Raw genomic sequence first — 13,104 nt, 5'->3', positions numbered from 1 at the left:
ATGGCCCTACAAACCGAGACCTTCCTCTACCAGCTGCAGCAAGTTGTTTTCCGTCATGGCAATCGCATCCAGCTCCTGCCCGGTTTCAACGGTCTGCAACCACCAGTGACTTTCGCCATGTTCATCCACCGTGCGCAGCAACGACTGATCGCGCTCTGGCACGTTGATCTGCACTCGGCCGCAGCCGTCCTCGGTAAACCGCGCGATAGGATCAAAGGTCAGGCTATGGTGGTTGGCTTCGATCACCAACTGATCGATGGCGTAGTCATGGGATTCGCCATCCGGTGAAGTCTCGCAAACGTGCGTAGGAATTCGCCGAATCTTCAGTCCTACCTCGGTGACTGGCTGTAGCCATGCCTCGATGCGGTGGTACAAGTCGTACACCTGAGCAGGCCAGCAATCGATCTCAAGCGCAGCGCAGGTACTGTCGTCGGCCTGGGTGTGCCGGGTTTGTTTGAGTTTGGCGGCGAGTTCGTCTGCTTTACTCATTTCGGTTCCCTTGTTGGATGTCTGCCTGTTCAGCGTAGACCTTTGCACGGCGCAGAGCCTTGCCTTGCGTCATGCGCTTGCAATACAAGCGTGTCGAAATCAGCACTGGCCAAGTCTGGCCGGCAACGACAACCACGGACGCTGGCGTCCCAAGGAATGGGTACATGAAAAAGCTGTTTACAATTTTGACAGTGATCGCACTGACGATCGGTAGCATCGGCATCAGTTCGGCGCGTCAATCGCAATCCAGAGTGCAGGCGGAATCGGTGGCGGGGGTGTTCGACTACTACCTGTTGGCGCTGTCCTGGTCGCCGACTTTCTGCCTCACTCACAAGGACGATGCGCAGTGCACCGGCAAAGGCTACGGTTTCGTCCTGCACGGCCTGTGGCCACAATATGCCGGCGGCGGCTGGCCGCAATCCTGCCCGCCGCTGACCCGATTATCAGCCGCCGAGACCAACAAGGGGCTGACGCTGTTTCCAACAAAAAAACTGCTTGATCACGAATGGTCCAAGCACGGCACCCGCAGTGGCCTCGGCGCGATGGGCTATCTGGACAAATCCGACCAGGCCGTTGCGGCGGTGAACGTGCCGGCAGAACTGCAACCGTTCAGTTCTTCGTACTACTTCGAGGCGCAAGAAATTGCCGATCTGTTCCGCAAGGCCAACCCGGGCATCCCGGCAGACGGCATCGCGGTGATTTGCAGCGGCCCGCAGCTGTCGGAAGTGCGAGTGTGCATGGACAAGGATTTGCAGTTCGGCGCGTGCGGCAAAGGCGTGAAGAATCAGTGCCGGGCGGGGGACATCCGGGTGCCCCCGGCGCGGTGAGCCATGGGTAACGGCCAATCAAAACAGGCGCTCATCTGAGCGCCTGTTTTGTTTGCCTGAAGGTTTGAAGCGCCTGCAAATTCACGCATGCTGCGCGCCCTAAAGGATCTTCACGTCACACCGCAAGGAGCTGTTCATGAGCGGAAAATCCGCTGCCCGCGTCACCGATCCCATCGCATTATGTTTGATGAGATCAACAAGGAAACCTGCTGATATGAAGAAATTGTTGGCAGTACTCCTGATCATCTTCTGTGCCTCTTGCGCCAAGGATCACAGTGTTCCTCCCGCGAACCTTAACTTTCTTAGCGTAGAAAAGGAGGGAAATAGCTCCCTTTACGCTGTGTATTATGGCTCTGACGTCGATCTATTGAATTTATTCAACAGGGGCAAGAGGGTAGGTGCCGCTTCGACAATGCTGGAATGCGCACTGGGTGATGACCAGGATTTTTCGATTACTAACCGGCTCAGGTATTCCGCATACGGTGTGATCGACGAGGATGCATCGAACAAAGCACGGGGGAGATTCAACTATGTAACAAGTGCCTTTCTGCGCCAAACCCCAGATAACGGCAGCACGCAGGACAATCTCTCGGTACCGGAACTCAACGCTCTGCTATCCCAAAGAAAAAGCGTCCCCTGCAAAGTCGTCGTCACCGCCTACGGCTACAAACCCTACTACTCAAACACCATGAACATCCCCACCGCCGACCTGCTGCGGGAAATCAACAAACCCGAATAACCCACCGGGGGATCTCAGGCAAATCCCCCCGCATCCACCCCCAATTCCCCACGCAAAAACTCCACCAGCCCACGCTGCAACGCACTCAACACTCCCTCGCGGCTGACCAACGCCAGTTCCGTCGGCGCCAACTCAGGCAAGTCCGTACACAACTGATGCTCCGGCAACACCGCCGAGACCGGCAGCACTGAAATCCCCAATCCCGATGCCACCGCCGCTTGAATCCCGGTCAGGCTATGGCTGCCGAACGCTACCCGCCAGGGTCGCTGGGCTACATCCAGCAGGCGAATCGCTCGCTGCCGATACAGGCAGCCTTGCGGAAACAGCGCCAACGGCAGTACACCGCTCGACGTATCGAACTCGGCGCCTTTGACCCACACCAGCCGTTCCGGCCAGGTCGCCCACGCCGGGCCGCTGTCGGGTTCGCGTTTGATCAGGGCGATGTCGATGTCGCCGGCATCGAGGCGTTGGCGCAAGTCGAGGCTCATGCCGCTGAGGGTTTCCAGGCGTGCCTGTGGATGGCTACGGGTGAAACCGGCGAGGATCAGCGCCATGCGCCGGGCGTCGAAGTCCTCCGGCATGCCAATGCGCAGCACCTCCAGGTCGACCTCGCTGGCCAGCGCTTGCGTGGCTTCGGCGGACAGCGCGAGCAAGCGGCGGGCGTAGTGGATCAGCAGTTCGCCATGTTCGGTGACGGCGACGTTCAGCCCGGTGCGGTCGCGCAGCAGCAAAGCATGGCCGACCAGATCCTCCAGTTTTCGCACCTGCTGGCTGACCGTCGATTGGGTGCGGTGTACCCGTTCGGCGGCTCGGGTGAAGCTGCCTTCGTCGACCACGCATACAAAGGTTTTCAGCAATTCCAGATCCAGCATGGCGGTGTTCTCGATATTGGTTTTACAACTGACGATCGTCTGTTTATTTAATTTCACACTATCACCGGTCGCTCATAAGCTGAAACCCTCACCATCGAGGAACCGACCAATGACCCTGACCAACACGGCACGCCCCGAATGGCTGACCTTCGATTGTTACGGCACGCTGATCCAATGGGATGAGGGCCTGAAGGCCGTCGTCGGGGAAATCCTCAGCGAGAAGGGCGAGCACCACGTCGACGCGAACCAGTTGATTGAAGTGTACGACCGTCACGAACACCGTCTCGAACAAACCCCGCCGCATCGTTCGTTTCGCGAGCTGAGCAGTCTCGGTCTGCAATTGGCCCTGGAAGAATTGGGTTTGCCGAGCCTGGCCGAGGACAGTCAGCGCCTTGCCGCCGCCATCCCGAAAATGCCGCCGTTTGCCGAAGTGATCGAGACCTTGGCGCAGCTCAAGCGGCACGGCTTCAAACTGTGCATCGTCTCCAATACCGACGACGACATTATTGCCGGTAACGTTGCGCAGCTCGGCGGCCATATCGACCGGGTGATCACTGCGCAACAGGCCGGCGCCTACAAGCCCGCGCCCCGGCTGTTCGACTACGCTCATGAGCAATTGGGCGTGACGCGTGATGAAACAGTGCACATCTGCGCCAGTCCCATGCTCGATCACACGGCAGCGCGGGACATGGGATTTCGCTGCGTCTGGATCGATCGCGGCACTGGCCGTCAGTTGTTGCCGGACTATCGCCCCGACGCAACGCTGAGCGCGCTTGATCACGTGCTGCCCCTGTTCAAATCCCTCGGCTGGATGCAAGGAGAATTGCCATGGCGCACACCTTGAGCGGCAGCGTTCGGCCCCGGTCGACATCGGCACTCAACCTTGAGACCGAGGCAATCGTCACCGCCCGTCACGAACTCGCCGCGTGCTTTCAACTGGCTGCGTTGCATGGACTGGAGGAGGGCATCTGCAATCATTTTTCGGCGATGCTGCCGGGGCATGACGAGCTGTTTCTGGTCAACCCGTACGGCTACGCATTTGCCGAAGTGACCGCGCAGAATCTGCTGGTCTGCGACTTCGATGGCCACGTGGTCGACGGCGCGGGCGAACCCGAGGCGACAGCGTTCTATATCCATGCGCGTCTGCATAAACAGCTGCCGCGGGTGAAAGCCGCCTTCCACACGCACATGCCGCACGCCACCGCGTTGTGCCTGCTGCAAGGACCGCCGCTGTTGTGGCTGGGGCAAACCGCGCTGAAGTTTTATGGGCGCACAGCGGTGGATGAAGATTACAACGGCCTGGCGCTGGATGAGTCCGAGGGCGACCGCATCGCCGGCGTCATGGGCGACGCCGATATCCTGTTCCTGAAAAACCACGGTGTGATCGTCGCCGCGCCCACTATCGCCCAGGCTTGGGATGATCTGTATTACCTGGAACGCGCCGCGCAGGTGCAACTGCTGGCCATGGCCACGCAGCGCGAATTGAAACCGGTGCCCCACACGATCGCGCAACGTGCCTGCGAGCAAATGCGTGCGAGCGATGCGCAGAGTGCCCAGGCACATCTACGCAGCGCGATGCGTCGACTGTGGCACAACTGACTGGCGTTGAAGCAGCCACAAATAAATTGGCAAACAGCGATCATCCAAACGGACAACGCGCCGATATAACTGGGCGGGAGGCGGGCGTTTGCCCCGTACACCCCGGTGGGCTACGCTCACAAACATAAGGGTTTCGGGCTCGCGCCCTGTCGTACCTGCCCAGGACATGCTTTTGCCTATCTCCCCTCAAGATCCGCATCAGGCCCCCGGCGCGCTCAAGCGCCTGCCCCTGCGCAAAGCGGCGGTGCTGTTTATCGTTGCCGTGAGCCTGTGCCTGTGCGGTCTGTTGTACCTGCAACTGGAGCAGTCGCGGCGTCAGGACCTGGCGGTGGCGCAAGTGGCATCGAGCAACCTGACGCGGGCGATGGCGCAGCAGGCCGAGGACACGATCATGGCGGCGGACCTGGTGCTGACCAGTCTGGTCGACTGGATTCAGGACGATGGTTACGGCGCCGCGCAGAGACCGCGTCTACAGAGGGTTTTCGCCCGTCGCGCGCAGCAGCTGGAGCAACTGCACGGCCTGTTTCTTTTCGACCGCGGGGGGCAATGGGTCATCACCTCCTTCGCCGATCTGCCCCGTGGCAACGGCGTGGCCGATCGCGAATATTTCAAGTTCCATCAGCAGAATGTCTCGACCGTGGCCCACATCGGTCCAGCGATTCGCAGCCGCGAGAACGGCGAGTGGATCATCCCGGTGTCCAGGCGCATCAACGACCGCGTCGGCAACTTTCAGGGCGTGCTGCTGGCCGGTATCCGGATGTCCTACTTCGACCGGTTTTTCAAGAGTTTCAGCCTGGACGACAGCGGCATCATGTTTCTCGCCTTGACCGACGGCACCTTGCTTGCCCGAAGGCCGTTCGACGAATCGCTGATCGGCACCTCGGTGGCCCACGGTGAGATCTATCAGACCCTGCTACCGAACGCGACGGCGGGCACGGCAATGCTCGACTCGGTGGTCGACGGCGTTACCCGGTTGTATGGCTATCGGCAACTGGCGTCGTATCCGCTGGTGGTGTCCGCGGCGACTTCGCGCGAGACGATTCTGCAGGGCTGGTCGGAGCGCGCGTTTCAGTCCAGCGTGATCGTTGCGTTGGTGATCCTCGGGGTGGGGCTGTTCGGTTGGGTGTTCATCCATCAAGTGCGCAACGGTGAGCGCATTGAAAAAAACCTGCGCAAGGCGCAACGGGCGCTGGAGCAGATCGCGACCCATGACAGCCTCACTGGCCTGGCCAATCGGCGCTTGTTCGAGCGCTCGCTGGAAATCGAATTTGCCCGCTGTGCGCGGCAGGTCAGTCCGGTCAGCCTGATCATGCTCGATATCGATTTTTTCAAGCGCTACAACGATGCCTACGGGCATGTCGCCGGCGATCAATGCCTGGCGCAAGTGGCGCAGGTGGTCAAGACGTGTTGCCAGCGCAAGTCGGACCTGGCGGTGCGTTACGGCGGTGAAGAGTTTGCCGTGCTGTTACCGGACACCGACATCAACGGCGCGCTGGCGATTGCCGGGCAGATTCGGCGCAGCGTGATCGACAAACACATCGTCCACAGTGGTTCGCCCACTGGATATCTCACTGTGAGTCTGGGCTGTTATTCATTTATCCCGAACGGTAACGACAGCCTGGAGATGTTTATCCGGCGCGCGGATGCGGCGTTGTATGAGGCAAAAAATGCCGGCCGCAACAGGGCGGCGGTGTTCTCGCCGGAGGAAGGTTTTGCCGCGCTGATGCGCTCTGATCGCTGATCTTTGAAACAACACATTCCAACTGTGGGAGCGGGCTTGCTCGCGAATGCGGTGTGTCAGCGTGCATCATTATTGACTGACAAATCGCTTTCGCGAGCAGGCTCGCTCCCACAGTAGATTTCTTCGTTTACAGGCTACTTGGGATGGCTCTTGTTCGTTCAGCCGCCCGTGCCGCCACCCGCACCGCCTGTGCCACCGCCGGCCGAACCGGTGCCGCCGCCCGCGCCCGAGCCGGAACTGCTGGCGCCGCCATTGGTGCCTGTCCCGGTGCCCATGCCAGTGCCTGAGCCGGTACCCGATTTGCTGCCGTTGTTCGAGCCACCAGACCCGCTGCCACCGGACGGCGAACCCGGCGTATTGTCCGGCGGCATGGTCGAGCCGCTGGTGGCGCCGGACTTGGTGCCGGTGGCGTCGGTGCTGTCATTGGCGGCGAAGGTTGCTGCCGAACCCGCAGCGAGCAGACCGGCGAGCAAGAACGAAGTGAGTGTGCGCATAGTCATGGTGCATCTCCTGATAAAGGGATTACCTGATGTTGGTCTGGCGTGCTGAACCCTTGGTGCCGGGTGAGTGACGAGTGGTCGATGGCGATACCGGTGGCCTACTGTTCTTGCGCACAATTGGCTATTTGCCGAGCCACGGCCCGGGGCTAACGTAGCCGCACATTCATTCGCAACCCCGGAGCCACAGATGCAGCCTCGTACCGATTTCTACACCGCGTCCCCTGATGCCCTGAAAGCGATGATGGCGCTGGAAACCGCTGTCTCGAAATTGCCACTGGAAAAAAGCCTGATCGAGCTGGTCAAGCTGCGCGCCTCGCAAATCAACGGCTGCGCATTCTGCATCGACATGCACACCAGCGATGCGATCAAGGACGGCGAAACCCCGCGCCGCTTGTTCGCGGTCACGGCATGGCGCGAAGCGCCGTTCTTCAGCGATCGCGAACGCGCCGCGCTGCTGTGGACCGAATCGCTGACGCAACTGAGCCTGACCCATGCCCCGGACGAAGATTACGCCATCGTCGCCGCGCAATTCACGCCCACGGAAATGGTCGACCTGACCGTGGCGATCAACACCATTAACGGTTGGAATCGTCTCGCGGTGGGCTTCCGTAAACTCCCGCAGGCCTAAGCTGCCTACATCCCCTGTAGGAGCTGCCGAAGGCTGCGATCTTTTGATCTTGTCTTTTAAAAGTCAAAGATCGCAGCCTTCGGCAGCTCCTACAGAGAGATCTTCAGGGTGCTTGTGCACTCGGCGTCGTCGGTGGTTGCACCTTGCGCATCAGTACACCGTCGCAGCGTGCATTGCTTTGTATTAATACGAAGCATTACTATTCACGCCCCTTTCCTCAGCTTGCCGCTCATACCCCATGCGCTCCCGCAGATCCGGCTTTTTCGAGCATTACGAAGAGTTGATCGGCACCTGGACTCGCCGCCTGCGCAATCGCGCGCAGGCCGAGGACCTGGCGCACGACACCTTTGTGCGGGTGCTTGAGTCGGATTCGGCGGTGGTGCAACAACCTCGGGCGTATCTGCACCAGACCGCGCGCAATATAGCGGTTGACGGTTATCGGCGGGAGGATCGACGTGGCGCCATGGAATCGGGCGTGGTGGATGAAAGTGCGTCGTCAGCGGGCGACCCGGAGCATTACATGCACGCGATCCAACTGGCCGATTCCATCGAGCGCGCGCTCAGCGAGCTGCCGCTCAACTGCCGGAAGATTTTTGTCTGGCAGAAGATCGAAGGCCTGACGCAGGCGGAAATCGCCGAGCGCCTGGGGCTGTCCAAGAACATGGTCGAAAAGTATATGATCCGCACCCTGCGGCATCTGCGAGAGCGTCTCGACGGGTTGCAGTCATGAACGCTCGGACCTTTTCATCTTCAGCCGGACAGGACATTCCATGATGGAGACGGGTGATTGCGCCTGTGGGCAAGCGACGGTACGCGACGAGGCAGCGAGCTGGTTCGTGCGCTTGCAGGAGCCGGCGGTCAGTGCCGAAGAACAGCAACGCTTCGACGCCTGGCTGAATGAGCACCCGCAACATCGCGAAGAATTCCAGTTGTTACAGGTCCTGTGGACGGCGGCGGATCTGCTGCCGGTGTCACGCCTCAAAGCGCTTGCCGAAACCCCGCCACCCCGCCGCCAGCGGCGACCGCTGCTGCGTTATGCCGTCGCTGCGAGTGTGGTGGCCGTTGCGCTGGGGCTTGGCCTGTTCAGTGGTTTGCATGATCCGGGCGGTTACCGCGCCGAGTTCGCCACGGCACTGGGCGAGCGCAAACACGTGGCATTGCCGGATGGCTCGGTGATCGACCTGAACAGCCGCAGCCGTGTGCAGGTGCGTTACGAGCACAATCGTCGGCTTATCGAGTTGAGCGAAGGCGAGGCGATGTTCAGCGTCGAGCATGACAGCGCCCGTCCGTTTGTGGTCGAGGCCGGCAGTGGCAAGGTCACGGTCACCGGCACGCGCTTCGATGTGCGCCGCGATGCTGCGCAAACCCGCGTGGCGGTGGAGCAGGGCACGGTGAAAGTGCAGGGGCGCAATGCCCCGGACGGAGCGTTCATCAGTCTGACCGCCGGCTTGGGCACCTACGTCGACGGCCAAGGCAAAGTCGCTGCAGCCTATGCGGTCAACCCGGCAGAACTGACGGCATGGCGCAACGGCAAGCTGGTGTTCAACAACGCCAGCCTCAGCGAAGTGACCGCCGAAGTGTCGCGTTACCGCGAAAAGCCGCTGACGGTCGCCAATCCGAGCGTGGCCAGTCTGCGCCTGACCAGCGTGTTCAGATCCGACGACACCGACGCCTTGCTCAAAGCCTTGCCGAGCATTCTGCCAGTGGCCGTTCGGACCCTCGCCGATGGCAGCCAGGAAATAATTTCAAAATAGCATTCAGGTTTTTTTCGAGTTCATCGTCTTCCTGTTCAACTGCAACTGGTTTGCATTAACAGCCGCACACTCTTGCGATCCACAGGACTCCGTACGACGTGAAAAACACCACAAACCACAATAAAAAATCTCCCTGGTTGCCGCTCGCCCTCGTGCTGGCGGTCAATGCTGCGATGCCGCTGGCCGTTGCCGCCGAGGCCATCCATATCCGCGCCCAGCCGCTGGGCCAGGCGCTCAGCGAACTCGGTCAGCAGACGTCGCTGCAAGTGTTTTTCAGCCCGGAGCTGGTGGCCGGCAAGCAGGCCCCGGCGGTCGAGGGGAATGTCTCGCCGGAGCAGGCGCTGCGTCAGCTGTTGCAGGGCAGCGGCCTCGATTATCAGATCAACGAAGGCTCGGTGACGCTCGCCCCTGCAGCGCCGTCCGCCGCCAGCAATGGCCCGCTGGAACTGGGCGTGACCGACATCAAGGTCGTCGGTGACTGGCTCGGTGACGCCGACGCCGCCGTGGTGCAGAACCACCCTGGCGCCCGTACCGTGATTCGCCGCGAGGCGATGGTCGAGCAAGGCGCGATGAACGTCAGTGACGTGCTCAAGCGTGTACCCGGCGTGCAGGTGCAAGACTCTAACGGCACTGGTGGCAGTGACATTTCCCTCAACGTCGGCGTGCGCGGCCTGACCTCGCGACTGTCGCCGCGCTCCACCGTGCTGATCGACGGCGTACCGGCCGCATTCGCCCCGTACGGCCAGCCGCAGCTGTCGATGGCGCCGATTTCCTCGGGCAACCTCGACAGCATCGATGTCGTGCGCGGCGCCGGCTCGGTGCGTTACGGGCCGCAAAACGTCGGGGGCGTGATCAACTTCGTGACCCGCGCGATTCCGGAAAAAACCACCGGTGAAATCGGCACGACTCTGGAGACTACCCAGTACGGCGGCTGGAAGCACATCGACACCGCGTTCCTTGGTGGCACGGCCGACAACGGCATGGGCGTGGCGTTGCTGTATTCGGGCGTCAACGGTCACGGTTATCGCGAGCGCAATAACGGCAACGACATCGACGACGTGCTGCTCAAGACCCACTGGGCGCCGACCGATCAGGACGACTTCAGCCTCAACTTCCACTACTACGACGCCAGCGCCGACATGCCCGGCGGTCTGACGCAGAAGCAGTACGACGACAAACCGTATGAATCGGTGCGCGACTATGACCAGTTCACGGGTCGGCGCAAAGACGTGTCGTTCAAGTGGATTCGGCAGATCGACGAGCGCACCCAGGCAGAGATCCTCACCTATTACACCGACAGCTTCCGTGGCAGCACCATCGCTGCGCGCGATCAGAAAACCCTCAGCTCGTACCCGCGTTCGTATTACACCCTGGGCATCGAACCTCGGGTATCGCGGGTGTTCGATGTCGGCCCGACCACTCAAGAAGTCAGCGTTGGTTATCGTTATCTGAAAGAGGCGATGCACGAAGAATCGAGCCGTCTGGCGCTGGTCAACAATCAGCCGGTGGTCAGGCCGACGTCCGACGGTCATGTGTTCCAGGACCGCACCGGCGGCACCGAGGCCAACTCGGTGTATGTCGACAACAAGATCGACGTCGGCCAGTGGACGATCACCCCGGGTATCCGCTTCGAACACATCAGCACCGACTGGCATGACCGCGCCGTACTCGACACCGCCGGGCGGCCGGTGCCGGAAAAAAACCGCAGCATCGAAAGCAACGAACCGCTGCCGGCACTGAGCGTGATGTATCACCTGTCCGATGCCTGGAAACTGTTCGCCAACTACGAAACCTCGTTCGGCAGCCTGCAGTATTTCCAGCTCGGCCAGGGCGGTTCGGGTGACAGCACCGCCAACGGTCTGCAGCCGGAGAAAGCCAAGAGCTACGAAATCGGTACGCGCTACAACGATGACGTCTGGGGCGGGGAAGTGACGCTGTTCTACATCGACTTCGATGACGAGCTGCAATACATCAGTAACGATGTCGGCTGGACCAACCTCGGCGCGACCAAGCACCAGGGCCTCGAAGCATCGGTGCATTACGACATGGCCGCGCTCGATCCACGCCTCGATGGCCTGACCGCCAACGCCGGATTCACCTACACCCGCGCCACCTATGAAGGCGAGATTCCCGGCTTCAAGGGCCGCGATCTGCCGTTCTACTCGCGGCAGGTGGCGACCGTGGGCCTGCGTTACGACATCAACCGCTGGACCTACAACATTGATGGTTTTGCCCAATCGAAACAGCGCTCACCCGGCACTGGCGTGAACGCCGACGGCAGCTTCAACGGCAATTACATCACCGAAGGCACGGCGGACGGGCAGTACGGTGACATTCCAGGCTACGTGACCTGGAACGTGCGCGGCGGCTATGACTTCGGCGCGCAGCTGTCGAACCTCAAGCTCGGTGCCGGGGTGAAGAACGTCTTCGACAAGCAGTACTTCACTCGCTCCAGTGACAACAACTCGGGGATGTATGTCGGTGCGCCGCGCACGTTCTTTGTGCAGGCCAGCGTCGGTTTCTAGCCGCTGCCACTGTGGCGAGGGAGCTTGCTCCCGCTGGACTGCGCAGCAGGCCCCAAAGCGGGGGGCGCTGCGCAACCCAGCGGGAGCAAGCTCCCTCGCCACAGATCAGACTTTAAGGACTTTGCCGCCAATCGCGACAGCCACCAGCAACACCGCCATCAGCCCAAAGGCAAAACTCAGGCTGCTGGCATGGGCGACAAAACCGATCACCGCTGGCCCCGCGAGAATCCCGGCATACCCCAGTGTGGTAATCGCCGGCACTGCGATGCTTTCCGGCATCACCGTCTGCTTGCCCACCGCCGTGTACAGCACCGGCACGATGTTCGAACAGCCGGCACCGACCAGCGCGTAGCCGACCAGCGCCGCTTGCCAGCTCGGCGCGAACGTCGCCAGAAACAATCCCGCCGCTGCCAGCAGGCCGCCAAACAGAATGATCCGCGTAGCACCGAGCTTGCGCACGATGCGATCACCGAGCAGACGCCCGACCGTCATGGTCAAGGCAAACGCTGCGTAACCCAATCCTGCATACGCCGTGTCGATCCCGCGCTCCTGTGCCAGAAACACCGCGCTCCAGTCCAGCGCCGCGCCTTCGGTGAGGAAAACGATAAAGCACATGCCGCCGATAAACAGCACGATGCCGTGGGGAATGGCGAAGGCCGGGCCGGAGCTTTCGCTGCCGTAGGGCAACATGTGCGGCACGCACTTGAGCAGGGCGCCGATCAGCAATACGACCACCACCAGCATCGCCGCAAGCGGTGTCAGGCCGAGGCCGAGCAGGGCGCTGACGCCGGCCGCGCCGACGATTCCGCCCAGGCTGAACAGACCGTGAAAACCCGACATCATGTGCTTGCCACTGGCGCGCTCGACGATGACCGCTTGCAAGTTCACCGTCGAATCCACCGTGCCCAGGCCTGCGCCAAACATGAACAGCGTGGCGATCAGCGCCGGAATCGACGACACCGTCGCCAGCAAGGGCAGCGCGGCGCAGATCAGCAACGTGCCGCCGGTGGCCACGCGCCGGCAACCGAAGCGCGTGGCAAGAATCCCCGCCAGCGGCATCGCCAGAATCGAACCGACGCCCAGGCACAGCAGCAATAACCCCAGCGTGCCTTCATCCAGCCCGGCGCGTGCCTTGGCGTACGGCACCAGCGGCGCCCACGCGGCGATGCCGAGACCGGCGATGAAGAAGGCGATGCGCGTGGACATCTGTTGCAGGCGTCCGGGGACAAAAGTGTCTTGGGGGTTGAGGCTGGTCATATCGATCCTTGGCAAAAAAACAACGGCATCCCGAGTGACATTCTGACTGCGTCGAGGTTCGATCGCAGTCTGTTCGAGGGCGTGCAGCCGACATCGTAACCTGTAGGAGTGAGCCTGCTCGCGATGGCGGTATTCCAGTCGATATTTTATAAACCTGACACGCCGCCATCGCG

Annotated in this window: 13 protein-coding genes; 9 read left to right on the top strand and 4 right to left on the bottom strand. The window is 61.2% G+C overall.

Annotated elements, in window-relative coordinates:
• Positions 1 to 6: 6 nt before the first annotated feature.
• Positions 7 to 489 carry a hypothetical protein gene (locus HU765_RS21850; protein WP_186622886.1) on the bottom strand — a complete coding sequence of 161 codons (483 nt, stop codon included), beginning with the start codon at positions 487 to 489 and terminating at the stop codon, positions 7 to 9.
• A 164-nt stretch (positions 490 to 653) separates the two neighbouring features.
• Here HU765_RS21850 and HU765_RS21845 point away from each other — a divergent pair, with 164 nt between their 5' ends.
• Together HU765_RS21845 and HU765_RS21840 are read left to right on the top strand one after the other, a co-directional pair.
• Positions 654 to 1,316, top strand: a complete 663-nt coding sequence (locus HU765_RS21845) for a ribonuclease T2 (protein WP_186622883.1) — start codon at positions 654 to 656, stop codon at positions 1,314 to 1,316.
• Between the two features lie 136 nt (positions 1,317 to 1,452).
• The gene (locus HU765_RS21840) at positions 1,453 to 2,055 is read left to right on the top strand and encodes a hypothetical protein (RefSeq protein WP_238344750.1); all 603 of its coding nucleotides are present in this window, start codon (positions 1,453 to 1,455) and stop codon (positions 2,053 to 2,055) included.
• A gap of 14 nt (positions 2,056 to 2,069) precedes the next feature.
• Here HU765_RS21840 and HU765_RS21835 read toward each other — a convergent pair whose 3' ends face one another.
• Positions 2,070 to 2,927, bottom strand: coding sequence for a LysR substrate-binding domain-containing protein (locus tag HU765_RS21835; RefSeq protein ID WP_186550486.1), 858 nt, complete (start codon positions 2,925 to 2,927; stop codon positions 2,070 to 2,072).
• A gap of 109 nt (positions 2,928 to 3,036) precedes the next feature.
• Between HU765_RS21835 and HU765_RS21830 the strand changes: the two genes are divergently transcribed.
• From HU765_RS21830 to HU765_RS21820, 3 genes are all read left to right on the top strand, one after another.
• The gene (locus HU765_RS21830) at positions 3,037 to 3,771 is read left to right on the top strand and encodes a haloacid dehalogenase type II (protein WP_186622881.1); all 735 of its coding nucleotides are present in this window, start codon (positions 3,037 to 3,039) and stop codon (positions 3,769 to 3,771) included.
• Positions 3,756 to 4,526, top strand: coding sequence for an aldolase (locus HU765_RS21825; RefSeq protein ID WP_186622879.1), 771 nt, complete (start codon positions 3,756 to 3,758; stop codon positions 4,524 to 4,526). The genes HU765_RS21830 and HU765_RS21825 overlap by 16 nt, the downstream gene beginning before the upstream one ends.
• A gap of 172 nt (positions 4,527 to 4,698) precedes the next feature.
• Entirely contained in the window at positions 4,699 to 6,267 is a 1,569-nt protein-coding gene (locus tag HU765_RS21820) for a sensor domain-containing diguanylate cyclase (RefSeq protein WP_186622877.1), read from the top strand.
• Between the two features lie 158 nt (positions 6,268 to 6,425).
• Here the strand turns inward: HU765_RS21820 and HU765_RS21815 are convergent, their stop codons facing one another.
• Positions 6,426 to 6,767 carry a hypothetical protein gene (locus HU765_RS21815; RefSeq protein ID WP_186550495.1) on the bottom strand — a complete coding sequence of 114 codons (342 nt, stop codon included), beginning with the start codon at positions 6,765 to 6,767 and terminating at the stop codon, positions 6,426 to 6,428.
• Between the two features lie 187 nt (positions 6,768 to 6,954).
• Here HU765_RS21815 and HU765_RS21810 point away from each other — a divergent pair, with 187 nt between their 5' ends.
• The 4 genes from HU765_RS21810 to HU765_RS21795 all read left to right on the top strand — a co-directional run bounded on the left by HU765_RS21810 (position 6,955) and on the right by HU765_RS21795 (position 11,674).
• A complete protein-coding gene (locus HU765_RS21810) occupies positions 6,955 to 7,395 on the top strand; it encodes a carboxymuconolactone decarboxylase family protein (protein WP_186622876.1) in 441 nt (146 codons plus the stop codon).
• 238 nt (positions 7,396 to 7,633) lie between these two features.
• Positions 7,634 to 8,125 carry a sigma-70 family RNA polymerase sigma factor gene (locus tag HU765_RS21805; protein ID WP_186622875.1) on the top strand — a complete coding sequence of 164 codons (492 nt, stop codon included), beginning with the start codon at positions 7,634 to 7,636 and terminating at the stop codon, positions 8,123 to 8,125.
• Positions 8,126 to 8,165: 40 nt separating this feature from the next.
• Positions 8,166 to 9,149, top strand: a complete 984-nt coding sequence (locus HU765_RS21800) for a FecR family protein (protein ID WP_186622874.1) — start codon at positions 8,166 to 8,168, stop codon at positions 9,147 to 9,149.
• A 98-nt stretch (positions 9,150 to 9,247) separates the two neighbouring features.
• Entirely contained in the window at positions 9,248 to 11,674 is a 2,427-nt protein-coding gene (locus HU765_RS21795) for a TonB-dependent siderophore receptor (RefSeq protein ID WP_186622873.1), read from the top strand.
• A 105-nt stretch (positions 11,675 to 11,779) separates the two neighbouring features.
• On the opposite strand, the gene HU765_RS21790 is transcribed toward HU765_RS21795, so the two are convergent.
• Complete coding sequence (locus HU765_RS21790; RefSeq protein ID WP_130909827.1) at positions 11,780 to 12,931, bottom strand: MFS transporter; 1,152 nt, start codon at positions 12,929 to 12,931, stop codon at positions 11,780 to 11,782.
• Positions 12,932 to 13,104: the final 173 nt, after the last annotated feature.

The organism is Pseudomonas sp. SWRI81, assembly GCF_014268545.1.
GTDB lineage: Bacteria > Pseudomonadota > Gammaproteobacteria > Pseudomonadales > Pseudomonadaceae > Aquipseudomonas > Aquipseudomonas hamedanensis.
Note: the sequence above shows the minus strand (reverse complement) of the source record. Positions and strands in the feature narration are given on the sequence as shown.